This is a genomic window from Chloroflexaceae bacterium, from assembly GCA_025057155.1.
Classification (GTDB): Bacteria; Chloroflexota; Chloroflexia; order Chloroflexales; family Chloroflexaceae; genus JACAEO01.
Map to the genome: position 1 here is coordinate 246,384 of JANWYD010000001.1, position 25,866 is coordinate 272,249.

The window sequence follows — 25,866 nt, forward strand, 5'->3', positions numbered from 1 at the left end:
TGTTTTTACCTGCCCCCTATATACAAGAATTCTCTATGTATAAGATCAAATGATCCTCGTAAGGAGTTCCAACGATACACATAACGCACTCTTGCCAGTATTTCATCCTGACCGTCATTGTCAACATCAAGAAGCGATTTTTCGCTATTAGAGTCGATTTTTGGGTATGCCAGGGCTGAGGTTGGAGCGTGTATATTTAAAAAAGCGGTTTTATTTTTGTAGCATTTATCCACTATAATATACACTCGATTGGCAAAATAATAATGGCGTCACATGCTTCATCAGGATTGATGAGTGTATATCTATGTGCAGAACTGTCTCGGTAAGTCAGGAAAGCCCCGCGAAATAATTGGTGTATTCCCTCCTTTTCGGAAGGCCATAAGCGCGGATCTGTTAAAAATCCCGTATTGGGGTGAAAAGCCTGTTTTATTAGTTCCATTGCATCAGAATCAAAAGATCCCATGATTGCGCGGAGTTTTTCTTCTATAACTTTATAAGCGTTTAAGATGGCGTCGTCTAGAAAATCGTGATCAAACCTGTCGATCACACGAATAGCGATATCTGGATGTAATTCCTTTTCTCGAAGTATATTCGCCAGCTTGCCCATTCAGTATTACTCCTGTTGTGTAACTTTACTGGCCATACTGACACTTTCTCGGCGCTGATACTCCCGGATGATGTACCCTTTGATCGGTCATTGGATAGAGAGTATTGGCCCGTAGGGCCTCCGCAGCAAAGGCGAGCGCTGTCTGAGGCGCCTCTGTGGTTAAATGGGGATGGGCGGCAAGCAGTTGCTCGATGGTTTCGCTGGCGGCGACTCTGGTCAGAATCGACTCTACCGTAATGCGGGCGCGGGCGAAACAGGCATGCCCATTATAATGGCCTGGTTGCCCTGAATTGACCAGTGGTATGTCATAGACTGCTCCTGCACGGTGTTTCCATCGGTTCGATCCGCTGGAATGATCGGATTGGAAGGAGCATTCCGGTCTTTTCACCAGGCATCCGCGTTCGAGTGCGGCGCGCCGGGCAAAGGTGCGCTATACTGGCATGAACGTGCGGCTACCGGAGGGGGCGGCTGTAAGGGTTTCTAACGTGCAAACAGGCCAGGAATGGGAGCATCTGGCAGGGCGTCGCCCTTCCGGGAGAACGATATTCCTGCTGCCATTAAGGAGGGAGGCCGCTGCCGTAAAAGAATCAAACCAGGGATGGGGAAACTCGCTTTCCCCATCCCTGCCAGCAGGGAGGTCTGAAGCGTTGCAGCCCTTCTCAGCTCTCCGCTGGCGTCTCGCTCCCGCCGTTCGCCTCCTCCTGCTGCAGGTGGAGATCGGCGAGCTGGCGCAGCGCAGTAAACAGCTCCACATCGAGAATCACGCCCGTAGGGTAGCCCTTCTGCGTGACGATGATCGGCTGGTGGTTGGCCCGCGAACGCTTAATCAACGCTGCCAGCGAGGAGGCGGCCTTTGAGATTGGCACGACACCCTGCTTCAGGTCAACGTCCAACGTATACTTCTTCAGATCGACCACGACACCCTCCTGAATTATTCAATCCTTGCGGCTTATCCAGTGGAAACAGGGACCAAAGTCGCCCAAAACCGACTCCTGGTGCGTCTTTTTGTCCCTTTCTTGGCCTGCGGGTCAAAAACTGCCGTGCACGAGCATTATTCTCGCATACTAAGTTTGCCCGGCAGCGGCGATCTTTTTCGGACGCCAGGACCGATAAAAGATTGTATTACATTTTACACCATAAGTTGATTTTTGTTAAGTCATTTTGGTGAAAGTCGGCGCGAAGAATCTTCCCCTCGCTCAGGTATGATTACTACCCTCCTGCTGAATCACGGTCCGCTGGCCCTCCCCGCCTTCTTGCCCGATGCCACCCTTGGCGTCGTCCGTGCAGTGGACGCGCGCGACCTGCGCGAGGCAGGGGTTGCGGCGCTGGTGATGAACGTGTTCCACCTCATGCAACGTCCCGGCTCTTCGACCGTGACAGCCCTCGGCGGGTTGCATCGCATGGCGGCCTGGGACGGGCCGATTATGACCGATTCGGGCGGGTTTCAGGCCTATTCGCTGATCCGCCAGCACCCGGGGGCCGGGCGCCTCAGCGATGAGGGGCTGACTTTCCGGCCCGAGGGGGCCGAGCGCCCCTTCAAACTTACCCCTGAGAAGAGCGTGCAATTGCAACTGGCCTATGGCGCCGATGTGGTAATGTGCCTGGATGATTGCACCCACGTGGATGCGCCAGCGGATGAACAACGCGCGGCGGTTGAGCGAACGATCCGCTGGGCGCGGCGCTGCCGCGATGAGTTCGACCGCCAGATGCGCCAGCGCCGTCTGGGCGCCGCGCGTCCGCTGCTCTTCGGCGTGGTGCAGGGCGGCGGCGATCTGACGCTGCGGCGCCGTTGCGCCGAGGCGCTGCTGGAACTCGATTTTGATGGGTATGGCTTTGGCGGCTGGCCCCTCGACGCGCAGGGCAACCTCTTGCACGAGGTGCTGCGCGCGACGCGCCAGTTGATCCCTCCCCACCTGCCGATGCATGCCCTCGGCGTGGGCCATCCCGAAAACGTGGTGGCCTGCGCCCGTATGGGCTATCAGCTCTTCGATAGCGCCCTTCCCACTCGCGATGCCCGAGCGGGCCGCCTCTACGCCTTCGGCGCCGACCCGTCCGCGCCGGGGTTCCGCCTCGCCGGACGCTGGTTCGAGACGATCTATGTCGCCGATAAGAAGTTCGTCAAGGCGACCGCGCCTGTCTCGCCAGCGTGTGACTGTTACACCTGCCGTCACTATACCCTCGGCTACCTCCACCACCTGCACCGGTCCGGCGAAACGTTGTACCTGCGCCTGGCCACTATCCATAATCTGCGCTTTATGACCCGGCTGATGGAAGTATTGCGCGCCGAGGGCGCTGGGCAGTTGGCCTCGATCACCAGCGGGTAATGCCTGGTCGAGGTCAAGCCTGGCGGCGTGTTATAATCCGGGATAGCTGATCGCATTGCATAGCCACGCGGCTTCCGGGCGGCTTCGCCTCCGTTGAGCGAGGAGATGCGGCCCCGGCGCTCCTCCAGCCGGCCCTGGGGCCGCAGGCGCCCTCCCATTCGGCGGGGGGAGGGGGCATGGGGAAACCCGGTTTTCCCGTACTTCTTCAGCCACTCTTGATTATGGTAGGAGACTCCCGATGAACAACAGTTTTGGCGCTCGCTCCACGCTTCGGGTTGGCGGTAAAGAATATGAGATCTATCGGCTTGATAGCCTGGCGCGGCACGGGGTAACCCTCGAGCGCCTGCCCTTCAGTCTCCGGATTCTGCTTGAAAACCTGCTGCGCACCGAAAATGGCCGCACCGTGACCGCCGATGATGTCCTCGCTCTTGCTAACTGGGACCCGCGGGCCGAGCCGGAGCGGGAAGTGGCCTTCACCCCCGCGCGCGTCATTTTGCAGGATTTTACCGGCGTGCCCTGTGTGGTTGACCTGGCGGCTATGCGCGACGCGATGGCTGACATGGGCGGCGATCCGGCGCTCATCAATCCCCTGCAACCCGTGGAACTGGTGATTGACCACTCGGTGCAGGTGGACGCCTATGGCACCGAGGCGGCCGTGTTGATCAACCGCGAGCTGGAGTTTGAGCGCAACCGGGAGCGCTATGCCTTCCTGCGCTGGGGCCAGACCGCCTTCCAGAACTTCAAGGTTGTGCCCCCGGGCAACGGAATCGTGCATCAGGTGAATCTGGAGTACCTGGCCCGCGTGGTCTTTACCAGCGACGAGAACCCCCGCGCTACCGGCCCGGTGCAGGCCTATCCCGATACCCTGGTCGGCACTGATAGCCACACGACGATGATCAACGGCCTTGGCGTGCTCGGCTGGGGTGTTGGCGGCATCGAAGCCGAGGCGGCGATGCTCGGCCAGCCGGTCTCGATGCTTATTCCCCAGGTGGTCGGCTTCAAGCTCTACGGCGCCCTGTCCGAGGGCGCTACCGCCACCGACCTGGTGCTCACCGTGACCCAGATGCTGCGCCAGAAGGGCGTGGTGGGCAAGTTCGTGGAGTTCTTTGGCCCCGGCCTTGCCGCCCTCTCCCTGGCTGATCGCGCCACTATCGCCAATATGGCCCCCGAGTACGGCGCCACCTGCGGCATCTTCCCGGTAGACGCCGAGACCCTGCGCTACCTGCGCTTCTCCGGTCGCTCCCCCGAGCGAGTCGCTCTGGTGGAGGCGTACTTCAAGGCCCAGGGCCTCTTCCACGATGAGTATACGCCCGACGCCGAGTACTCCGATGTCCTGGAGCTGGATCTTGGCAGCGTCGAGCCGAGTGTCGCCGGCCCCCGCCGCCCCCAGGATCGCGTGGCGTTGAGCAAGATCGGTCCGGTGTTCGCTGGCGCGCTGCCTGGCATCCTTAGCCCCAGAGGCGAGGTTGATCCCGCTGCGTTGCAGACGCGCGTGCCCTGCATCATTGATGGCGAGACGGTGGAGTTGGGCCACGGTTCGGTAGTCATTGCCGCTATCACCAGTTGCACCAACACTTCCAACCCCTCGGTGATGATCGGCGCCGGCCTCCTGGCCAGAAAGGCCGTCGAGAAAGGCCTGCGCGTCAAGCCCTGGGTCAAGACTTCGCTTGCCCCCGGCTCCAAAGTAGTGACCGAGTACCTTGATCGCGCCGGATTGACCCCCTACCTCAATCAGTTGCGCTTCAACACCGTCGGCTACGGATGCACCACCTGCATCGGCAACTCAGGCCCCTTGCCCCAGCCGGTCTCCCAGGCGGTCGAGCAGGGCAATCTGGTAGTCGCGTCGGTGCTGTCGGGGAACCGCAACTTTGAGGGCCGGGTGCAGTCAGAGGTGAAGGCCAACTTCTTGATGAGTCCGCCGCTGGTGGTGGCCTTTGCCCTGGCCGGGCGCATTGATATTGACCTGACCAGCGAGCCCCTGGGCGTGGGCGCCGATGGCGAGCCGGTGTTCCTCCGAGATATCTGGCCGAGCCATGCCGAGATCCAGGAGACGATTGACGCGGCGATCCAGTCGGAAATGTTCCAGCGCAGCTACGCGCAGATTTTTGTCGGCGACGAGCACTGGGAGAACCTGGACGTGCCGGCCGGCGATCGCTTCGTCTGGGACCCGCAGAGCACCTATGTGCGGCGGCCGCCCTATTTCGATCACATGCCGGAGGAGCCGCCCGCGCACGTGCCCGAGATTGAGGGTGCGCGGGTGCTGGCGTTGCTTGGCGATAGCATCACCACCGACCACATCTCGCCCGCGGGGAGCATCAAAGCCAGTTCACCCGCCGGCCGCTACCTGATCGAACGCGGCGTTGAACCAAAAGACTTCAACAGCTACGGATCACGCCGCGGCAACCACGAGGTGATGGTGCGCGGCACCTTCGCCAATGTGCGCCTGCGGAATCGCCTGGCGCCCGGAACCGAGGGGGGCTTTGCTCCCTACCTGCCCACCGGCGAGATCCTCTCCATCTACGACGCCGCCATGCGCTACCAGGCCGACGGAACGCCGCTGCTGGTCATCGCCGGCAAGGAGTATGGCTCCGGCTCCAGCCGCGACTGGGCCGCTAAAGGGCCGTATCTCCAGGGCGTCAAAGCGGTGATCGCCGAGAGCTTCGAGCGCATCCATCGCTCGAACCTGGTTGGCATGGGCATCCTGCCGCTGCAATTCAAGCCGGGGGAGAGCGCCGAAAGCCTCGGCCTGACCGGCCGCGAGGTCTACGATGTTCTCGGCCTCAAGGAGGCCGTGGCCTTAGGGTTCGCCGGTGGGCGGACGCTTACGGTGCGCGCCACTGGAGATAATGACACGGTGAAGACCTTCGAGGTGATCGCGCGGATTGATACTCCCCAGGAACTGCAGTACTACGTCCACGGCGGCATCTTGCAGTATGTGCTGCGCCAGCTCCTGGCGGAGTCGAAGCAACCTGCCCCGGGAGCGTAGGGTGGTGTGGAGGTGTAGAGGTGTGGAGCTGTGGAGTGGAGAGGATACCTGCAATTCGGATATCTCCGCACCTCTACATCTCCACACCTCTACATCTCTACACCTCCACACCTCCACACCTCCACACCTCCACACCTCCACACCTACGCAATCGTCCCCACCATCCGCCGGCGGGTCGCCACGGCGATGGCGAAGAACCCATACACTATATGGAAGAGGTAGGTGAAGGGGAAGAGCGTGAAGAGCGCCAGGCCCAGCGCGGCGTGCACGAACACGATCCCCGGCACGAGTTCCAGCCGCGCGAACAGCTCCGTCCAGATGATGCAGAAGATCAGCGTCCGGACGAGCATGCGGTCCCAGGGCCGGCGACCGGCCACGCGCACCCCTCGCGACGCCTCATCCATATCCGAGACGATAGCCGAGCTGCGCCGCAGCAGCAGGGTGATCATCAGGGCCATGTTCCCGACCACGGCAAACCCGACCGCCACCCAGGTCACGCCGACGAAGACCGGCGCCAGGCTGCCGAAGAGGAAGTGCGACTGTAGCGCCTCGCCGTTGCCGAAGATGATCGCCAGCAGGTTGGAGGGGCTGGTGTTGTAGCTGTGTTCCAGGTGCCGGGCCACGTCGGGCACGGGCTGGCCTGCCAGCAGGCGCGCCCCCAGGATCAGTGCCGAGAGCGTATAGCCGGTGACCTCGGTGATGATGGCGATGTGATAGGCGATCAGCCCGTAGCCCCAGAGCGAATTGGATTTGCGATGGAAGTGGGCGAACGGGCCGATCAGCACCGCCTTGAGCGCTGCGCCCAGCGGCATGCGCGGCGGGGCGCCGATGAAGTTCGGCGTCACGCCCCGGAAGTGCTGGCGAAACAGCAGGGCCTTGAGCAGGCGCCCCAGGCGCAATCCCAGACCGACGAGAAAGATCGTAAAGACGATGGGCGCAACGATGTCCAGAAGAGTGATGAGCATCGCGGGGCCTCCTTCCCCTGTCAGCAATTCGGACACTCGGCCAGCTCCCGCAGGCCACGCAGTTGATCCATCACGCTGGGATGCGTGGCGGCGAAGCGCTTGACGATCGGGTCCTGCTCCAGCCAGTCCACCAACTTGTCAAAGTCAGGCAGGTGCGCCAGCATCGCCATGCGGCCCCCGATGCTGTGAGCGTCGAAGAAGTCCGGGTCGCGTCCGATCAACTCGGCGGGCATGTACATGCGGTCAAGCTCGCCGCGGCGGGCCAGGGCCTGCTCCATTGCGTCGTAGACCACCTCGAACAGCACCTGCACCATGCGCTCGCCCGGCTGCGCCAGCCCGTAGACGTTGCAGGTGTCCTCCAGCGACAGCGAGCAGACCACGCAGGGCGTTGTCACAAGCTCCGCGCCCGTGAGCTTGATCTGGTTGGCCTTCAACACTGAGATCTTGCGCCGCAGCTCGGTGTTCTCGGGCAGGCGCATACCGCCCGCGCCGCCGTTGCAGCAGTAGTTGTACTCGCGGTTGGGCGTCATCTCCACGAAATCGGTGGTGACGTAGCTCAGGATCTCGCGGAAGATCTCCCCCAGACCGGAGAGGCGCGTGGCGTAGCAGGGGTCGTGCAGGGTGATGCGGGTGTTCAACGGTTCGACCGGCAGGCGGCCATCTTTGATCAGCTCCAGCATCAGCGCGTCCACGCTGACCACCGGGTACTTGAGCGGTCGCCCAAGGGCCTCTGAGGCCTCGGCATAGAGGGTGCGCACATCGCACCCGCACTCCACCAGCAGGATCTGCTTCACGCCCAGCCGATCCGCCTCTGCTTCCCACTCCTCCAACATCACTCGTGACAGTTTGTGATGCACGGCGATGTGGTCAATCTCGGTGCCGGTGTCAACGACGCGCGGCGAGACCGTGTAGCTCACGCCTGCCGCATTGAGGATCTTGACCATCTTGATCCCATAGTCGGGGATCTTGGTGTTGCCGGCCGCCGGGCAGACGAAGAGCAGATCGGCGCCGTGCACCTCCACGGGCACCTCGATGCCCTCATTCTGGAGAAACAGCCCGACACGCCCGATGACCTGCGGGATGGTCAACCCGAAGCTGTGCCTCAGATTTTCGGTATTCTCGATGATGGACTTGATCGTAGGATTGGCGCGGCTGAGACCGGCGTCAGTATAGGCCGCCCGACCCAGGCGCACCACGCGCCGGGTGCTCAATCCGAGCGGGCAGGTCAGGGTGCACCGGCCACAGGCCGTACACTGCCAGAACGACTGCATGCGCTCGCGCACATCCTCAAGCGTCGGCGCCTTGCGCAGCCCGAGCGCGGTGGCGACACGGCCCTCCAGGGTCATGTACGAGTGGTACACATCGCGAATGAGTTTGGTCTTGTAGGTCGGGTGGAGCTTCTCATCGCCGGTTGCGAGGTACCAGGCGCACGCATGACCGCACAGCTTGCAATCCATGCATGCTTCGAGCGTAATAACGTCCTCCGGGGTCATGTTGCGCTCAAGGGACTCGACGAATGCTTTCAGCTCACCTTCCATAACCTCTGCTCCTTCGTTGCACTACCGTTACTCGCCGCAGGTCACACCTCATCGCTCCAGCGGATGCGCACATAGACCCATGCCAGGTCGCTGCTGCGCCCTCGCCACAGTGATCCCGAAACGTCCGATACCTGCCGGAGTTATATCAAATCCGCCGCATTTGTGTGCAGGAAGGGATAGCTGGATAGAAATCCACGTCCCTCCACGCGAAAAGGATGCGCACTAGCGAGCGGGGTTCGATATTATACCCCTTCGGGCGTCTTTCCTTTCGGAGTTATTTGTTTCACAATCGGAGGTTGGTGTCCGCACCGTCGTTGAGCCGAAATATAGCAGGGGAAAAATCTTTTTCAAGACCATCATCCGCCGTGTTTAGTTATGAGTTGACAACTTTACGCACGAGACACTAATAGTTGCAAGGTATAAAACAAGCAATTATCCCAACTTTGCACTATAATAGTCAATTATATCGCTATCACGGTTATGGAGTGTGATTAGAATACGGCATATCAGGCTTCGACGCCTTCAGAGGAGGAGCGACTGGGATAGATGATTTTTTGGGTTGTCGCTCCGCGAGGGGACTCCATCGGCGCCTGGGGGTGTGGCGCGCGCCGCGGGTGGTACCCCAGCGTCTTGAGTTTGGCGGCAATCGTCTGGACGGTTGGCAGTTCATCATCAGTGTAGCCAAAGTCGCTAATCAGGCGACGGCGCACTTCCGCTGCGCTCAGACAGGCCATGCGCGGGTCGGTGCTGCACTTTGGATCGGGATCGAGACGCCGTTGTTGCTCGATCAGCGCGCAGATGTCGGCCAGGAGTTGCGGCAGGCGCTCTTCGGCTCGTTGCCGCCCCTGAGGTCCAGGCAGGCTCGGGTCGCTGGCGCCCGCTTCCAGCTCGCGCAGGCCCTTGCGGATAGTCACCCGGCTCCAGCCCAGTTCACGCTCGGCCAGGCGCTGGCCGCCCGGTCCAAGCTCCCTGACCGTAAGCGCCATAAAACGCCGGCGATCGCGCCCCTTGAGCTTGCGCGCCGTTTCGATCAGCAGCTCCTTGAGTGACTCGGTCAACTCCATCGCTGCCGTACCGCCTTCGCGAGACGCTGACGACCGCAGCTACCTCAGCCGTCGCGCCATATGGTTTCGCTGTGCGGCCCGGGCGAGAACCGCGCCGGGGAGGTGCAGGACTGCACAAAACCTGGCCTCTCCAGCAGGCATCGGAGAAGCGAGGTCGATCTCAGGGCGCGACTCGCAGCCGTCCTGACCGACAGACGTTTCGCATTCACGCGGCGCGATGAGATAATGCAAAACTCTTGCTTATCGAAAGTATGCCAGAATCGATCTGAGACCACAACGCTCAGAATGGGTTGTTGCGCCCGTACCCGATTGGGTGGGAAAAACTACCCATGTCCTATACCATGGGGGGGTATGTCCCGGCTGGTTGCAGCACGGCGGGGAAGCCCGATTTGCCTGCTCCCTCCCTCGAATAGCATCGGGACCTCAGTATCACCGATCTCACGCTCCTGTCGACTGTTCATCAGCCAGGCATAGCACATTTGTGATCGCCATCCTTACCCCGCGGTGCTATGCTGAAGATGGCCGCAGTATCGCTCAGGTTCCGGCGATCGCGACCCCATCGGAACCAGTCTGGCCCGTCGGTGCGCGCCACCGGCGCGCATCCAGATCAACCTTCAGGAGGTGTGCGATGAAACGGACCGTTCTTGCCGGCATGTTCGCGGTGTTCGCCGCCGCCCTGCTGGCCCTGCAGCCCGTGCTGGCCGCGCCCGCTATCGGCAACGAGAGCTTCCTGCGCGTCTGGACCCGCCAGGATTACCCCGTCTCCCAGGGCCTGACCGATCGCTCGTGGACATGGGGGCCCGCGCCCATCAGCGGGATTATGCGCGAAACCTACATCGAAGGCATTGACGGTTTGCGAACCGTGCAGTACTTTGATAAGAGCCGCATGGAGATCAATGATCCGACTGCCAATCCCAACAGTCTCTGGTACGTCACCAATGGCCTGCTGCCCATCGAAATGATGACCGGGCGCATGCAACTCGGCAATAACCGCTTCGAGCAGCGCGGCCCCGCTCGCATCAGCGCCATTGGCGACCCCGGGCAGTTCCCGACCTATGCCGATCTGCTGCCCCTCTACCAGAGCCCCGGCGCCGTTAATCCCAATGATCTCGGCCGGCCCGCGACCGGATTCTTCAACCCCGATGGCTCCATCACCGGCTTCAACGACTTCGTCAACGACCCCAACACGATCCTGGTGCTGGGTGATAACAACCACGGGGTGGCGAAGGTCTTTATTGACTTTATGAATCAGCGGGGGCTGGTCACTGAGGGCGGACGGAACGTGATTGGACGGGTCTATGATCCCCTCTTCGTCTTCGGCCTGCCCGTTACCGGGGCTTACTGGGTCAAGGCCAAGGTCGGCGGCAAGGAGGCGCCTATCCTCTTCCAGGTCTTCGAACGCCGCGTGCTGACCTACAACCCTGCCAACCCGCCCGCCTTCCGCGTCGAGATGGGCAACGTCGGCCAGCACTATTACCAGTGGCGCTACGGTCGGTAGCGACAGGAGGATGTGAGAAGGCGCGGCCGTCTGCGGCCTTACGTAAACATCGCCAGTTGGAGGGGGTTGAGGAAAGCAGATTTCCCCAACCCCCTCGCTGCCAGGAGGATTTCTACCCCTCCAGCAGCAGCGCCTCCGGATCCTCGATCAACTCCTTGACCCGTACCAGGAAGCGCACGGCGGTGCTGCCGTCAATGAGGCGATGGTCGTAGCTCAGGGCCAGGTACATCATCGGGCGAATGACGATCTGCCCATTGACCGCCACGGGCCGTTCCTCGACCTTGTGCATGCCGAGGATGCCGACCTGGGGGGTGTTCAGGATAGGCGTGGAGAGCAGCGAGCCGTAGACGCCGCCGTTGGTGATGGTAAAGGTGCCGCCCTGCAGATCGGCGAGGCTCAGGGTCCCCTCGCGCGCGCGGCGAGCCAGGTCGGCGATCTCCCGCTCGAGCTGGGCGAAGCTCTTGCGGTCGGCGTCGCGCACCACCGGCACCACCAGCCCCTCCTCGACGCCCACGGCCACGCCGATGTCATAGTAGTACTTCACCACCACCTCGTCGCCCTGCAACTCGGCGTTGACCATAGGAAAGGCTTTCAGCGCCCCGACGACGGCGCGGGTGAAGAAGGACATAAAGCCCAGGTTCACCCCATAGCGCTCCTTGAAGGCCTCCTTGCGCCGCTTGCGGAGTTCCATCACCGCGCTCATGTCCACTTCGTTGAAGGTCGTGAGCATGGCCGCGGTCTGCTGGGCTTCGACAAGCCGCCGGGCGATGGTCAGGCGGCGCCGACTGAGGCGCTGGCGTTCCTCGTAACGTCCGGAGGCGGCGGCCGGCGGGGCCGGGGCGGGCCGGGTCGCTGGCGCGGGCGGCGGCGCCGCCGCCGCGGGAGTGGCGGACACCGGTGCGGATGGCGCCCCTCTCGGGGCCTGAACGCTGCGCAGCACATCCTCCTTGGTAATCCGTCCGCCCGGCCCGGTGCCCGCCACCCCCCGCAGATCGACTGCATACTCCGCCGCCACCCGCTGGGCGGTCGGCGTGGCCAGCACCGCCGCGCCGTTCGCGCCGGGCGTCTCCGCCCCGCCCGGTTCCTCTGCGACCGCCGCCGTTACCGGCGGCCCGGATGCAGCAGCCTCCGCTCGCGGCGCCGCACTCGCCTCGATAGCGCCCAGCACGTCGCCGATCGCCACCGTCGCGCCCTCTTCCTTCAGGATAGCCGTCACTACGCCGGCGTGATCCGCCGCCACCTCCAGGTTCACCTTGTCGGTCTCCAGCTCAACCACCGGTTCGCCCGCAGCGACCGTCTCGCCGACCCGTTTCAACCAGCGAGCCACCGTCGCTTCGACGATTGACTCGCCCAGCGAAGGGACTTTAATCTCGTAGGCCATGGCCTGTTTCTCTCCGGCGCCAGTGCTACGACAACACGTTTTCTTTGTAGTCCTGGCGGTCAGAATTCGGTTCAATGCTCGCACCTCAGCATCAGGCGCGTTTCGAACGATCTCCGCAATCTGGTCTGCGCCTCTACATCTCCACACCCTGGCTACCCTGCGCTTTCACTGATAGCGGTCGCCGCTACCGGCGCCCCGCGCGCCGCTTCGCGCAGAATGCGCTGCTGCTCGACCACGTGTGCACTGTGAATGCCCTCGGCCGGTGAGGCTGACTCCGGGCGGCCCACGTAGCGCAGCGGGAGCGTTGGGGGCAGCAATGCCCGCAGCTTCGGCGCAATGTAGCTCCATGCGCCCATGTTCTGCGGCTCCTCCTGCAGCCAGACCACCTCCTGCACCTGCGGGTAGCGCTCCAGCGCCGACTTGAGCTGCTCCTCGGGAAACGGGTAGAGCATCTCGACCCGAAGCACGTCTATGCTGCCGCGGGCCTGCTCAAACTCGGCCGAGGAGAGCAGATCAATCGCCACCTTGCCGCTACACAGGATGAGGCGCGTCACCTCGGCGGGGTCGGGGGCCTCCGTACCCAGCCCCAGCACTGGCTGAAACTGGGTCTGCGTCAGATCGTTCAACGAGGACGCGGCAAGCGGGTGGCGCAGCAGGCTCTTGGGCGTCATCACCACCAGGGGTCGGGGATGCACCGGCAGGGCCGCGGCCTGGTAGCGCAGGAGGTGGAAGTACTGCGCCGCCGTCGTCGGATTCGCCACCCGGATGTTGTCGGTGGCGCAGAGTTGCAGGAACCGCTCCAGACGCGCCGAGGAGTGCTCCGGTCCCTGCCCCTCGTAGCCGTGCGGCAGCAGCAGTACCAGCGCCGGGTCCACTGACCACTTGGCGCGCCCGGAAACGATGAACTGGTCAATGATCACCTGGGCGCCGTTAGCGAAATCGCCGAACTGGGCCTCCCAGATTACCAGCGTGCCGGGAGCGTGGGTGCTGTACCCATACTCGAAACCCAGCACGGCCGCCTCGGAGAGAGGGCTGTTGTACACCGCGAATGAGGCTCGCGCCTGGGGAATATGATGCAGAGGAATGAAGCGCTCCCCCGTGACCACATCGTGCAGCACCAGGTGCCGCTGGCTGAACGTGCCCCGCTCGGTATCCTGCCCGGACATGCGGATCGGCGTGCCATCGGCCAGAATGGCGGCAAAGGCCAGAATCTCGGCGTGGGCCCAGTCAATGCCGCCTTCGTCGTGGATGCTCTGGCGCCGCCGCTGCAGCATGCGCTCCAGCTTCGGATGCACCGTAAAGTCTTCGGGCCGCTCGAGCAGCGCCTCGTTGAGTTCCAGCAGCTTCTGGCGCGAGATGGGCTTGGCGAAGACCTTGTTGCGCATCTGGTTCACCACCGGCGGAGTCGGGGGCTGTGGCGGAGCGGCGGCCGCCAGACGCTGCCGCTCGCGCACCATGTCGAAGGCGTGTTGCAGCTTCGTCATCACCGCCTCGACCCGCGCCTCGGCCTCTTCGTGGGTGATCAGGCCCCGGCGCTCCAGTTCCTGGGCCCACAGGGTGCGCACCGTCGGGTGGTTGCGGATCTTTTCGTACATGCGCGGCTGCGTGAACTCCGGCTCGTCGCCCTCGTTGTGTCCCCAGCGCCGGTAGCCCACCAGGTCAATCACGAAATCCTTCTGGAACTTCTCGCGATAGGCCCAGGCCATGCGCGCCACTGCGATGCAAGCTTCCACGTGGTCGGCATTCACGTGCACCACCGGCATCTCGAAGCCGCGGGCCAGATCGCTGGCGTAGAGGGTCGAGCGCGAGTCGCGCGCGTCGGTGGTGAAGCCGATCTGATTATTCAAGATAATATGGATCGCCCCTCCCACCCGATAACCGGCCAGGCCCGACAGGTTCAGCGTCTCGGCGACGATGCCCTGGCCGGGGAAGGCCGCATCGCCGTGGATGATGATCGCCAGGGCCTCTTTCTCATCTTCGTAGGGGAAGCCGGGGCGCGTGCGCTTCTCCTGCGCCGCCCGCGTGCGCCCCAGGATCACCGGGTTGACGAACTCCAGGTGGCTGGGGTTGGGCGCCAGGGTGATCGGCATCTCTCGGATGCCGCTCTCACGGTACGCCTTGCGCGCCCCGAGGTGGTACTTCACGTCGCCCGTCCATCCCAGATAGGTGTCCTTGGAGTAATCGGGAGTCTGAAACTCGCTTAGAATGGAGAGGTATGGCTTGCCAAGAATATGGGCCAGCACGTTAAGCCGCCCGCGATGGGCCATGCCGATCACCACTTCCCGCGTGCCGGCCACCGCCGCGTTGCGAATGATCGCGTCAATCATCGGCACCAGCATGTCGCAGCCTTCGATGGAGAAGCGCTTCTGGCCGGGGAAGGTCTTGTGCAGGAAGCGCTCGAAGGTCTCCACCTCGGTCAGGCGATCGAGCAGTTCGCGCTGCCGGTCGGCATCCATGCCGCCAAAGAAGCGCCGGCTCTCGGCGCACTCGCGGATCCAGGCGCGCTCTTCGTAGTTCTGGATCTGGTCGGTCTCGTAGCCGATCGGGCCGGAGTAAATCTGCCGCAGCTTTTCGACCCCCTCGGCGGCGTTGGCCGACTCGGCGGCGAGCGGCCCGCGCACGATATGCGCCGGGAGCGCCGCCAGGTCGGCTACGGTAACCCCGTGGGTCGCCAGTTCCAGCCCCGGGTCGCCGGGCGGATCGCTGCCCAGGGGATCGATCCGCGCCGCCAGGTGCCCCAGCTCGCGAATGTAGCGGATCAGCCGCGCCGCGCCGACGATCCGCGTCACATCGAGTTGCGTTTGCCCCGAAGCCGCCAGTTCCGCGTCCGGCGGGCCGTACTGGCGGAAAAAGGCCCGCGTTGCTTCGTCCACCGCGGCCGGGTTGGCCGTGTACCGCTCGTATAGCTCCACCAGGTAACCGGCGTTGGGCCCGTGGAATTGCCGCAAGTTCATAAGGTGTTTTCTCGCGTTCATGCTGCTAGATATTTGCGCCCGGCGCCTCTGCCGCGCGCCGCCAACTCGGAGGTATTGTACCACGCCTCGAACCGGAGCTTTGTGGTGTCGGTCACAAATAATTGTTGGGATGGGCGGATTGACGGGGCCTGGCCTTGCGCGCCAGGGGGTTGGCGCAGAGCCGACCCCGCGGGCCGGCTTTGCCACTGCCGGCAACGGCCATGCGCCCGCGGACGTCCATCATGATGTGCGCGCCAGGGGGTGGCGTAGAGCCGGCCCCGCGTGCCGGCTCTACGGCGCGCATGGCCGGGCGCGGCCTTCCCGTTGAACCGTGGTATAATATGCTTTTAGCCATTGGACATGGGTGCGGGGAAACGGGGTTTCCCTGTTGCAGCGAAAGATTTTTCGCCCCAACAACAACGACAGGATGAAAAACCTGCACGTCACGCTCGGCAGCGAACCGGTGGACCTGCTTCCTGAACGGGCGCTGTTCTGGCCCCGTGAGCGCACCCTGATCGTCGCCGACGCTCACTTCGGCAAGGCCGCCAGCTTCCGCGCCGCGGCCATCGCCGTTCCTGAGAGCGCCGCCGCCGACCTGGCCCGGCTCACCGCTGCTCTGCAACGCACCGGCGCCGCCCGCCTGGTACTGCTGGGCGACTTCCTGCACGCCCGCGCCGGTCGCGTCCCGGCCGTGCTCGCCGCCATCGCCGCCTGGCGCGCTGCCCATCCTCGCCTGGAGACCCTCCTTGTGCGCGGCAACCACGATGTGCGCGCTGGCGACCCGCCTGCGGCCTGGGGCATCGCCTGCGTTAACGCGCCCTTTCTTCTCGGTCCCTTCGTCCTCTGCCACGATCCCGACACGCCCGCACCGGCCTACGTTCTGGCCGGCCACCTCCATCCCGCCGTCGTTCTGACCGGGCCAGGCCGCCAGCGCGAACGGCTGCCCTGCTTCCTCATCGGCCCCAGCCGGGCCATCCTGCCCGCCTTCGGCAGCTTCACCGGCCACGCCACGGTATCCCCCGCCGCTGATGAACGCGCCTATGTTATCGCCAGCGAGGTCATTGAAGTGCAACAGCCCGGCGGGTTCTGAGGACCCGCCGGGCCGCTGTGTTCATCTACGGGCGGTCCAACCTGGAAGGTTGCGCCGACCCGCTTTCCCTGGTGTTCACCCCAGCAACATGAACAGCGCGTTGATCGCGTATGCAATGCCCCCGAAGGTGAGCAGGGTGATCACGCCTGCCAGCACAAGGGCCGTGGTTTCCGAGACCTCGCCGAACAACCCCCGGCTTTCCGTGCGTCCGTCGCGACGCGCTACCTGCGATACGCGCTGATTCATTGCTTCCATGGGTGACACCTCATTACAGACCATCTCAAAACGATTGATAGTTGGGTGGGCAAGAAATTTTCTCTGCCCATCATCCTGCTTACTAGTCTGTAAGATAAGTTTCCTGGCAATTCCGCCTCTCTCCCATTCTCTCCCCGTTGGGTTGATGTGCTCAGCTCCCTCCTCCAGGGGGGGAGGGTTGGGGAGGGGGCAAGGTTGAGCGAAAGACCTTGTTTACAGACTACTTACAGGGTAGCCGCCCGCCGGTTCGCTGTTGAGGGGCGCCTTACCTTTCTTTCATTGAGGGATTCCTCCCCTTTTCGGGAAGAATCTCCTTCTCCGTCTGGTTTCGCTCCGCTCCTGAGGTGAAAACGAGCTGTAGATAGGCAGGATTGGGGATAGCAAAGTCTTCAGGATCTGGTTCATGCCTTCGATGGGCGGTGAAGCTGTGTGAGACGTGATGCGCTGGTTTCCCTTGTCTTTGCCTCCGTGATTGCCCCGGACGTAATATGCCGGTAACAGAATGTTTACCCGCTGGTTACGCTGGCGTATAGCGTCGTGTCGTACACTGTACAGTGGCTGCAATCACGGGTGTATGGCGCTCGTTTACCGGAACGCGGCGCGCCATCGTTGATCAAGGTGTGCGAATCAGGCCCCCTGTCCTCGTGAGGAGATCCTATGCTCGACCTGCTGACCACACTTCTGTGCACCGCACTGCTGGGAATGCTGTTCCTGGCCCTCATCGTCTGGCTGGCGCGCCGGCCCGCAGGGCCGCGCACGGTCAATCCGTATGTTCCGTCTCCGGCCGGGCAGGTCACGCCGGAGCAGTTCATTGAGTTCGACGCGCTGGTGCAACGCTGGGTGGCCGAGGAGCGCCTCTCCCCGGCGGTGGGATCTGCCATTCGCAGTCTGATCGCCGCCGACTACGCTGCCGCCGGGTTCGGCACATTCCCTTCCGCGGCTGCCACTGCGCCGAATGCCGCCTCTGCGCCCGCCGCGTCCTCCGGCGACGTGGCCCGGCCTGTCGCGCCAGTTGCGCCTGTTGCGGCGTCCCCACCCCTTGCGGCGTCGCCCGCGCCCGTCGCCGCCGCGCCGTCCGCGCCAATCGCCGCCGAACCGCCCCCCCGGGTGAGCGCCCGTTCCTGGGGCGCCGCGCTGCTGGCCCTGGGCACCCGCCGCGCCCTGCTCTATCTGGGGGCGTTCTTGCTCGTCATTTCCAGCCTGACCCTGGTGATCTTCAACTGGGCCAGCTTTTCGCCGCTGGTGCAGTTTGCCATCCTCGCCGGCACCACCGTCGCCCTCTGGGGACTTGGGACGTGGATGGCGCGCCAGCCCGCTCTGGGCGCCGCTGGCGCCAATTTGCAGGCCGTGGCCGCCCTGCTCGTCCCGGTGGTCGGTTTTGCCCTGTCGCGTCACGGTCTGCTTGATCTGGCCCCGCGCCCGGCCTGGCAACTGGCCTCGGCCCTCAGCCTGGGGTTGTACCTGCTCACCGCCTGGCGCACCCGGCGGGCCTTCTACGCTGGCGCGGCAGTGGTTGCTGCCCTCAGCCTGATCTTCGCCGCCCCCGAGGCCCTGGATGGGGGATGGAAAAGCGCCGTTGCCACGATCTTTCTGGCAGCCCTGGTCCCCCTTACCATCCGCCTGCGGTCCACCGGCGCCACGGGGTCAGCTACGGGCGTGGCCCACGTCAGCCTGGTAGGGGCGCCGTTGCTGGCCCTGGGCGCTTGCACCCTCTACCTGGCCGGCCTGAGCGACGGCCTCGCCTTCGGCGTTACCCTCCTGGTCACCGCCCTGTTCTGCGTCCTGCGCTACCGGGCCGACCGGCGCGGCTGGTGGTTCTGGGCCGCTGTTGCGCTACCGCCCCTGGCGCTGGTGGTGATCCTCGCCGAGTTCGATCCGCCCCTGCGCGTGCAGGCCCTGGCACTGGCCCTCCTGGCCCTGGCCTACCTGTGGCTGAGCGCCGCTCTTGAACAGCGCGCACGCCCCGCCGCCGCGCCGCTGGCCCTCGGCGCGCTGCTCATTGGCGCGCTGGCCTTGCTCCCGGCGGGCCTCGATCTGAACGTGGCGCGCTTCGCCCTTGGTCCCCTGGCGGCCATGGGCCTCAGCGCCATCGTCCTGGTCGAACGGGGGCGCTTCGCCTGGCTTGGTTCCAGCCGCGATGGTCTGGCCGCCGGGGCGCTCGCTGGCGGGGGCGCCGCGCTCGCTGGCTGGCTGGGCGCGCTGCTCACCCTTACGCCGCTCACATACGGGCAGATCGGCCTGCTCCTGCTGCCCCTGGCGGCCCTGGCCTTCGCCGGCGCTCGCTGGTGGCCCGGTTCGCTTCGCCCCGCCTACGATCCCGCGCTCCAGACCCTGGGGATCTTCATCGCTCTGGCTGCCGGCGGGCTGGCGCTGGAAAACACCGCGACGCAACTCCCGGCGGCCCTGCTCCTCACGCTGATCTTCGGCGCACAGGCCGCGCTGCGGCGGGGCTGGCCGTGGGCTGTCCTCAGCCTGGGCGCGGGTCTCCTTGTCGCATGGTTCGCTCTCGAGCGTTTCGTTCCCGGCGCGGCCTGGACCCGCGCCGCGACGCTCACTGCCCTGGCCCTGAGCGCCGCCTACACCCTCGGCGGCGAACGGCTGCGCGCCACGGCGCTGCGTTACTGGACCTGGCCGGCGATTGCCTGGGGCGCGCTTGCCGGCGCGTTCGCCGCCGCGCTGGCTCTGCTCCAGGTCTTTGACAGGCATCCCCTCGCCGCGCTGACCTTCCTGAGCCTGGCGGGGCTGGCGGCGCTGCACAGTTTCCGCTGGCGCCAACCGCTGCTGGGCTATGGCGTGGCGCTGCTCCTGGCCACCGGCGCGCTCGTCGCCGCCGGTCAGGGCTTCTTCACCGCCTGGCAGCCGCAACTCGGCGACCTGGCCCTGGTGGTCTGCGCCCTGGCCCTGGGCCTGGCATTGCTCGGCCAGGCCCTGCGCCGCGTTGACCGGAGCTATGGGCCGCCCTACGAGTGGGTGGCCTTCTTCCTACTGCCCCTCGCGCCGCTGCTGGTCCTGGGCGACTCGGCCCGTCTCGCTCTCATCTGGGGCAGCATGGCCGGTCTCTACGCCCTGGCGCTCTGGCGCTACCGGCAACCCTGGCTCCTGGCCCTGGCCTTCATCGCGGCCGACCTGGCGACGTTCCACGCCGTCGCCTGGCAGTTGCCCGACAACCCGCGGGAACAGGCCGGCCTCTTGCTGGCCGGGCTGGTGTGGCTCCAGGCGCTGGCGAGCGCCGCACTGCGTCGCGGGCCGGCCCCCTGGAACGTCGCCGGGCTATGGGGCTACAACAGCGCCGCGGTCGGCGGGGTGGGGGCCCTGGCCCTGGCCAGCGCCAGCGATGGGGCGCTGGCGAGCGCCGCGCTTGCGCTGGCGGCGCTGCTCGCCGTGCTGGCGCAGGTCGAACGTAGCGAGGCCGTGGCCTGGGGCAGTCTGGCGCTGGCGGTGCCGGGGGCCTGGCTGGCGCACACCGCCGCGGGGCTGGAGGGCGCCTGGGCAGCAGCCTGGCTGGTGCTTGAACTGGTGGGTCTCAGCCTGCTGGGGTGGCTGGCGATCCGCTCTGGCCTGGTCCTGTGGCGGCGCGTCACCGGCGATGGCGCCCTGGGCGCGGCGGCGCTGCTCACGCTGGGGGCCACGCTGGGCGGTCAACTCGCCCCGCTGACCTTCGCCCTGGCGAGCCTGGGCCTCCTGCTGGCCACCGTGGCCGTGCGCGAGCAACAGGCTGCCTACGCCTACGGCGCGGGCGGGGCGTTCGTGGGCGCGGCCCTCAGCCAGCTCGCTGGCTGGGGTGTGCGCGAGTTGCAGTGGTACGTCATCCCGGCAGGGCTATACCTGCTGGTCCTGGCCGGGGGACTGCGCCGCTTCCAGGGCCAGCGGCGCGCCTCGCAACTCATCGAAGCCGCGGCGGTCATGCTGCTCCTCGGGGTGACCACGGCGCAGGCCCTGCTGCCCGAGGGCGGGCTATTCTACTCATTGCTGCTCTTCGGCGAGTCGCTGGTGATGGCGACCTACGGCGCCCTCTCGCGGCTGCGGGTGCCCTTCGTGGGCGGGATCGCCTTCTTCGTCGCCGGGGTACTGTGGATGACCGTTGACACGGTGCGCCTGGCGAACCAGTGGGTCATCCTGGGGATCGTGGGCCTGATGATGGTGCTGGCCTACGTGGTGCTGGAGCGCCACCAGGAGCGCCTGCTGCGGGCCGGGCGCTTCTGGGCCGAGCAGCTCCGGGCGTGGGAGTAGGGGTTTCACCGTGCGGCCCTCAGGCGATCGTCGTTCTGGTGGTGTTTCGCCCCCTCCCTGACCCTAATTTGGGGCAGTGGAAAACCCCTACCTCATCTCTCAGGTGCAGGGTTTTTCAAGCGAGAAGGGGTTTTTAGCATTCCTATGGGCTTACGATCTCACCCCCTCACCCCCCGCTCCCCTCTCCCGCGCGGGAGAAGGGGGTAGGGGGGTGGGGGGTGAAGGACGCGGGCATATCGGAAGAAGGAAGACCCCTCCACCGAACCCATGCCGATCAGTGGGCCTGAGCCGCGCCCTTGCTGCCGTACTTCGCCATCGTCTCGTCGTCGGTGATCGGGTTGCGAAGGTTATCCACCAGCTCCTGGATCTCCTTCGGCGGGGCCTTGGTCATCAGGCTGATCACAACGCAGAGGATGATCGCCACCGGCAGGCCGAAGACGCCCGAACCCAGGTGAGAGATGCCGAGCACGTTAAAGGCCGGGTTGACATAATTCATCGACATGTAGAAGATAGTCACAGCCAGGCCGCCGATCATGCCCGCGATGGCGCCGGGGCCATTGGCGCGTCGCCAGAAGATGCCCAGCAGCACGACGGGGAAGAAGGTTGCCGCAGCCATCGAGAAGGCCCAGGCCACCATCTGGGCGATCAGCGCCAGGCGCGGGATGGCCAGCAGCGCGGCGATTACGGCGGCCACGACGATCATCGCCTTGCCCAGCATGATGCGGGTTTGCAGGCTGGCTTTAGGGTTAATCGTGCGGAAGTAGATGTCGTGGGCCACCGCCGAAGCAATCACCACCAGCAGCCCGTCAGCGGTGGAGAGGGCCGCGGCCAGACCGCCAGCGGCCACCAGCGCGCCGATCGTGAAGGGCAGGCCGGCGATATCAGGCGCGGAGAGCACCACCAGGTCGCCGTCAATCGTTGCGGAGGTCGGCGTACCGATCTCGCCATACTGGACGATCCCGTCCACTGACTTCTCGGTCACCGCTGTGCCGGAGATCTCGCCGGCGCGCCCGGTCTTGTCATCAACCTTCTCGAAGGGACCGAGGTCAATCTTGCCGTTGCCGTTCAGATCCTCGACAACGACGGCCTTGGACTTCTCCAGGTTCTTCACCCAGGAGGGCTGCTTTCCAATCTCCACGCCGTTGATGCTGCTGAAGTCACGGATGGCGATCAGCCCATTGCGGCCCCAGGTTTCCGTCCACTCCGGCAGTTCGCTGACCGGCTTGCCAACCACGTTCTCAAGAATGTTCCAGCGGGAGAAGGCAGCGTAGGCCGGGGCGGTGAAGTAGAGCAGGAAGATGAAGAACAGCGACCAGCCCACGCTCAAGCGGCTCTCCTTCACCGAGGGCACGGTGTAGAAGCGGATGAGAATGTGGGGCAGGCCGGCAGTGCCCAGCATGAGACAGGCCATGAGGGCCAGGAAGTTCCACGGCGTGCCGCGCCAGTCGCCCAGTTCGGGCCGCTTGGCGTCGGGAATGGTGATCGCCTCGGGCGGGGTCAGCGAGGTGCCGAACTGGGTATTGATCTGGGTCACGGCAGCGCGCGCCGAGGCGTTACTCATCCCTTCGTTGAAGGGCGGAATGTACCCGGTGGTGACGAACTTGCCCGGCACCACTGGCGACTCAGTGGTCTTAGACAGCCCCTGTTCCTGCTCCAGAACCATGATTTTCTGCAGCGCCTGCCCGTAGCTCAACTGCGGGATGGGGAAGCCGGTGAGCTTAATGGAGAGGAACGTCACCGGGATCAGGTAGGCGGTGATCAGAATGATGTACTGGGCCACCTGGGTCCAGGTCACCGCCTTCATACCGCCGAGGAACGAGCAGACCAGCACGCCGGAGAGGCCGAGCACCACGCCAAGCCGGTAATCCACGCCGACGAAGCGCTGCATAATCAGGCCCACGCCCACCACCTGGGCTGTCACATAGGTAAGGCTCACGATAATGGCGCAGATGGCGGCGACGACGCGGGCGGTATTGCCGCCATAGCGAGCGCCCACGAAGTCAGGGATGGTGTACTGGCCGAACTTGCGCAGGTACGGCGCGAAGAGCAGGGCCAGCAGCACGTAGCCGCCGGTCCAGCCCATAATGTAGGCCAGGCCGTCATAACCGATGAGGAAGAGCGTACCGGCCATCGAGATGAAGGAGGCGGCGCTCATCCAGTCGGCGCCGGTGGCCATGCCGTTGAACACAGCCGGCACGTTGCGCCCGGCGACATAGTACTCATCGAGCAGCTTGGTGCGCGAGATGATGCCGATGGTGGCATACAGCGCCATGGTCAGCAGCAGGAAGATCCAGCCGATGATCCGCGACGGCAGGCCGGCAAAGACCTCCAGCAGCAGCATGACGGCCGATACGAGGAGAAAGCCGATGGTAAACAGCCCATAGTACCGCGCCATCTTGTTGCGGAAGACGCTCTGGGCGCTCGAGGAAGAGACTGCCATGGTCACACTCCTGACACTTGTAACACCACTCGTCAGCGGATGGCCCGTGGAGAGCGAGCCGCGGCTGGCCGGCTCTGGCGGTGACTCCGTCGTTCAACCACGGGGCGCACAAATGCAACTGAGCGCGAAACCGATTGCGTCGAGCAGCGATGCTTCTTAAAGATGGCGCGGCGCTAGCGGTCGCGGTCACTCAGGCCGTACTTCGCGTCAAGCCGGTTCATGGCAAAGGCGTAGTAGAAGATGAGGATCACGAACACCACCAGCGATCCCTGCGAGCCCATATAGTAGCCCAGGGGGAAGCCGGCGATCACGATGTTGTTCAACTGATTGACGAACAGCACCGGCACATACGAGACCGCGAACCAGATGATGACCAGCGTGGTGATCAGGCGAAGGTTCTCCCGCCAGTAGAGCCTGGCGCGCTCCTCGGCGGGCAGCTTGGTGAGGTCGGTCATTGAGGGCCTCCTTGCTCGCTACGTCCGGCGCTTCCTGGCGCCTTCCATTGCGCAATCGCATCCGTTTCCCGAAGCCATCCGGTTTCGGCGGACACGGACGAGCCATCCCGGCGCGACGAACGTGGTACGCGTCGAGATGCGAGAAGCAGCCGCGTTCTGCGGCGCACCTCTCAGAACCGATGTTTCGGGTTATTCGATGGATTGCTCGGTGGTAACAGCCTACCAGAGCTTTTTCATGCGCGTTTAAGATTTGTGTAAAGTTTCTGTAAAGCCTGAGGCGAGCGAGGGACTCCAGGCCCTGCAGCGGGGGTATGACAAAACCTGGTTTCTCCGTACTCCTCATGGCGGCGGGGCGCCGCCAATCCCGAACCAGTGTTCGTTCAGCCGCGCGAAGAAGCCGTCGCGCTGCAAATCATCGAGGATGCGGTTGACCTCGGCTTCGAGCCGGAAGGCCGAACGGGGGAAGGCCAGGACCAGGGGTTCGCTGGTCAGGGCGCCGACGATGCGCAGATCCGCACGGCCCTGGGTGGCCTCCAGCGCCGTCACCATGTCGGTAATGACCGCGTCGAGCTGGCCCGCTCGCAGGTCGGCCAGAGCATCGGCGGGGTCGTCGTAGTTCTGGCGAAGCCTGAAGTTCGCCCCTGCGCGCAGCAGGCGCCGGGCGAGGGCGTCAGCGTCGGCGCCCAGAGCCACGCCCACCGTCTGGCCGCTCAGATCGGCGACCCCGGCGATGGGCGCCCCGGCAGGCGCGACCAGAACCTGCCCCGCGTCGAAGTAAAAGCGTGAGAAACGGGCGCGGAAGCCCTGTTCGGGGGCGTAAGGCAGCGCCGAGGCGATCATATCCGCCCGACCGCTCACCAGGCTGTCGTAGAGCGCGTCGAAGCCCGTGGGCACGAACTCGACCTTTACCCCCAGTTCCGCGGCGATGGCCCGGGCCAGGTCAATGTCGTAGCCGATCACTTCCCCATCCCGCTCAAAGGCAAACGGGCGGAAGCCCACGTCGGTCGCCACCCGCAACGTCTCTCGACGTTGCATTGCTGTCCAGACCGGGTCGAGGGGCGGCGCCCCCCGGGGGCCGCCTGCGGCGCTCCACGCCAGCAGCGCGTACAGCGCCAGCACGCCCAGGGCCATCCCGTCCACCAGCGCATCACGCTGCCATCGAGGCGGGCGACTCATCATATTCTCATTATCGTTCCTTGATTCTCACAGATGGCTGAAGTATACTTCACAGTAACAACCTTGCTTCCGCGTAGTCCGGCACTACGCAGAAGAGGACTGAACTGCTCACCTGATCCCATCACGCGCGTAATCTGCACCGCCGCACCGGAGAAGCCTGTAAAGACGCTTCTTGAGTAGCAACATTCTCGTCTCTTTGCGGCGCTGCGCGAACAAGGGAACGTGCATGGAAGAGCCTCGCGAGCAGCAACCCGTTGCAGCCCCGCCCCACCCCGCCTCACTCTACGGTGACGGGCCGCCACCGGGGATGTACGTCGCAAGTCCCGCGCCCTCGGCGCCCGGCGTGGCCGCGCGGGTGGCGCGCTTGCTCTTCCATCGCGCCTTCTGGTACGCTGAACAGCTCTGGCTGGTGGCCCGCCCGAATCTGGGCTGGATCATCCTCACCACCTTCCTCCTGGGCGTGATAGGTTTCCTCAGCCTGTTGCTGATCCTGCCGCGGCTCACCCGTGAGCAGCCGGCGGATATCCGCGTCGCCTGGCTCCAGCCCGCCCCCGCGGTCGTGGATTTCCTGCGCGGCCAGCAGACCTACGACGCCGATCTGATGTGGAACTCCTTCAGCCCCAGTTTCCAGGAGTCGTTGCAGGCGCGCGACTTCACGCGCGATGTCCTGGCCGAACAGATGGAACAGGAACGGCGCAACGGGCAGCGCTACCGCAAGTTTGAGTACATTGGCGGCGTCAGGCTCCCCGATAACCAGGCGATGTATTTTTACGTCGTGGAAGTGTCAGTTCCCCGGAGCGCTCGCACGCGCTCGATTTCCTTCGTCTTCACCGTGGACCGAGACGGCAAGATTGTCGCCATCGAGTAAGCGCGCTGGCGCGTATCTGGAAGTGGAGAACACGC

17 protein-coding genes are annotated in these 25,866 nt (G+C 64.4%); 6 read left to right on the plus strand and 11 right to left on the minus strand.

The genetic code is table 11. The features are described 5' to 3' along the window. Positions 1-232 precede the first annotated feature (232 nt). Both NZU74_00960 and NZU74_00965 read right to left on the minus strand, forming a co-directional pair. Positions 233-607 (minus strand): TIGR02391 family protein, encoded by a 375-nt coding sequence (locus tag NZU74_00960; protein ID MCS6879880.1) that lies wholly within the window; start codon positions 605-607, stop codon positions 233-235. Between the two features lie 659 nt (positions 608-1,266). Beyond that, positions 1,267-1,524 carry a type II toxin-antitoxin system Phd/YefM family antitoxin gene (locus NZU74_00965; protein MCS6879881.1) on the minus strand — a complete coding sequence of 86 codons (258 nt, stop codon included), beginning with the start codon at positions 1,522-1,524 and terminating at the stop codon, positions 1,267-1,269. Positions 1,525-1,809: 285 nt separating this feature from the next. Between NZU74_00965 and tgt the strand changes: the two genes are divergently transcribed. Both tgt and acnA read left to right on the plus strand, forming a co-directional pair. Further along, on the plus strand, positions 1,810-2,931 hold the full coding sequence (gene tgt / locus NZU74_00970) for a tRNA guanosine(34) transglycosylase Tgt (GenBank protein MCS6879882.1): 1,122 nt from the start codon (positions 1,810-1,812) through the stop codon (positions 2,929-2,931). Positions 2,932-3,169: 238 nt separating this feature from the next. Beyond that, positions 3,170-5,917 carry an aconitate hydratase AcnA gene (gene acnA, locus NZU74_00975; protein ID MCS6879883.1) on the plus strand — a complete coding sequence of 916 codons (2,748 nt, stop codon included), beginning with the start codon at positions 3,170-3,172 and terminating at the stop codon, positions 5,915-5,917. A 143-nt stretch (positions 5,918-6,060) separates the two neighbouring features. On the opposite strand, the gene NZU74_00980 is transcribed toward acnA, so the two are convergent. The 3 genes from NZU74_00980 to NZU74_00990 all read right to left on the minus strand — a co-directional run bounded on the left by NZU74_00980 (position 6,061) and on the right by NZU74_00990 (position 9,484). Beyond that, complete coding sequence (locus tag NZU74_00980; protein MCS6879884.1) at positions 6,061-6,882, minus strand: hypothetical protein; 822 nt, start codon at positions 6,880-6,882, stop codon at positions 6,061-6,063. Positions 6,883-6,902: 20 nt separating this feature from the next. Beyond that, a complete protein-coding gene (locus NZU74_00985) occupies positions 6,903-8,420 on the minus strand; it encodes a (Fe-S)-binding protein (protein ID MCS6879885.1) in 1,518 nt (505 codons plus the stop codon). 506 nt (positions 8,421-8,926) lie between these two features. Continuing rightward, the gene (locus tag NZU74_00990; protein ID MCS6879886.1) at positions 8,927-9,484 is read right to left on the minus strand and encodes a hypothetical protein; all 558 of its coding nucleotides are present in this window, start codon (positions 9,482-9,484) and stop codon (positions 8,927-8,929) included. Between the two features lie 628 nt (positions 9,485-10,112). Between NZU74_00990 and NZU74_00995 the strand changes: the two genes are divergently transcribed. After that, positions 10,113-10,982: a hypothetical protein gene (locus tag NZU74_00995; protein ID MCS6879887.1), complete on the plus strand. Its 870-nt coding sequence runs from the start codon at positions 10,113-10,115 to the stop codon at positions 10,980-10,982. A 112-nt stretch (positions 10,983-11,094) separates the two neighbouring features. Here the strand turns inward: NZU74_00995 and odhB are convergent, their stop codons facing one another. Together odhB and NZU74_01005 are read right to left on the minus strand one after the other, a co-directional pair. After that, a complete protein-coding gene (gene odhB / locus NZU74_01000; protein ID MCS6879888.1) occupies positions 11,095-12,363 on the minus strand; it encodes a 2-oxoglutarate dehydrogenase complex dihydrolipoyllysine-residue succinyltransferase in 1,269 nt (422 codons plus the stop codon). Between the two features lie 152 nt (positions 12,364-12,515). Beyond that, entirely contained in the window at positions 12,516-15,317 is a 2,802-nt protein-coding gene (locus NZU74_01005; protein ID MCS6879889.1) for a 2-oxoglutarate dehydrogenase E1 component, read from the minus strand. A gap of 427 nt (positions 15,318-15,744) precedes the next feature. On the opposite strand from NZU74_01005, the gene pdeM reads away from it, so the two are divergent. Then, positions 15,745-16,407, plus strand: a complete 663-nt coding sequence (gene pdeM, locus NZU74_01010) for a ligase-associated DNA damage response endonuclease PdeM (GenBank protein MCS6879890.1) — start codon at positions 15,745-15,747, stop codon at positions 16,405-16,407. Between the two features lie 75 nt (positions 16,408-16,482). Here the strand turns inward: pdeM and NZU74_01015 are convergent, their stop codons facing one another. Continuing rightward, positions 16,483-16,662: a hypothetical protein gene (locus NZU74_01015; protein MCS6879891.1), complete on the minus strand. Its 180-nt coding sequence runs from the start codon at positions 16,660-16,662 to the stop codon at positions 16,483-16,485. 657 nt (positions 16,663-17,319) lie between these two features. Here NZU74_01015 and NZU74_01020 point away from each other — a divergent pair. Beyond that, positions 17,320-20,892 (plus strand): DUF2157 domain-containing protein, encoded by a 3,573-nt coding sequence (locus tag NZU74_01020; protein ID MCS6879892.1) that lies wholly within the window; start codon positions 17,320-17,322, stop codon positions 20,890-20,892. A gap of 274 nt (positions 20,893-21,166) precedes the next feature. Here NZU74_01020 and NZU74_01025 read toward each other — a convergent pair whose 3' ends face one another. The 3 genes from NZU74_01025 to NZU74_01035 form a co-directional block, all read right to left on the minus strand. Next, a complete protein-coding gene (locus tag NZU74_01025; protein MCS6879893.1) occupies positions 21,167-23,332 on the minus strand; it encodes a cation acetate symporter in 2,166 nt (721 codons plus the stop codon). A 173-nt stretch (positions 23,333-23,505) separates the two neighbouring features. After that, positions 23,506-23,787: a DUF4212 domain-containing protein gene (locus NZU74_01030; GenBank protein MCS6879894.1), complete on the minus strand. Its 282-nt coding sequence runs from the start codon at positions 23,785-23,787 to the stop codon at positions 23,506-23,508. Positions 23,788-24,126: 339 nt separating this feature from the next. Continuing rightward, the gene (locus tag NZU74_01035) at positions 24,127-24,963 is read right to left on the minus strand and encodes an ABC transporter substrate-binding protein (GenBank protein ID MCS6879895.1); all 837 of its coding nucleotides are present in this window, start codon (positions 24,961-24,963) and stop codon (positions 24,127-24,129) included. Between the two features lie 226 nt (positions 24,964-25,189). On the opposite strand from NZU74_01035, the gene NZU74_01040 reads away from it, so the two are divergent. Continuing rightward, the gene (locus tag NZU74_01040; GenBank protein ID MCS6879896.1) at positions 25,190-25,831 is read left to right on the plus strand and encodes a hypothetical protein; all 642 of its coding nucleotides are present in this window, start codon (positions 25,190-25,192) and stop codon (positions 25,829-25,831) included. Positions 25,832-25,866: the final 35 nt, after the last annotated feature.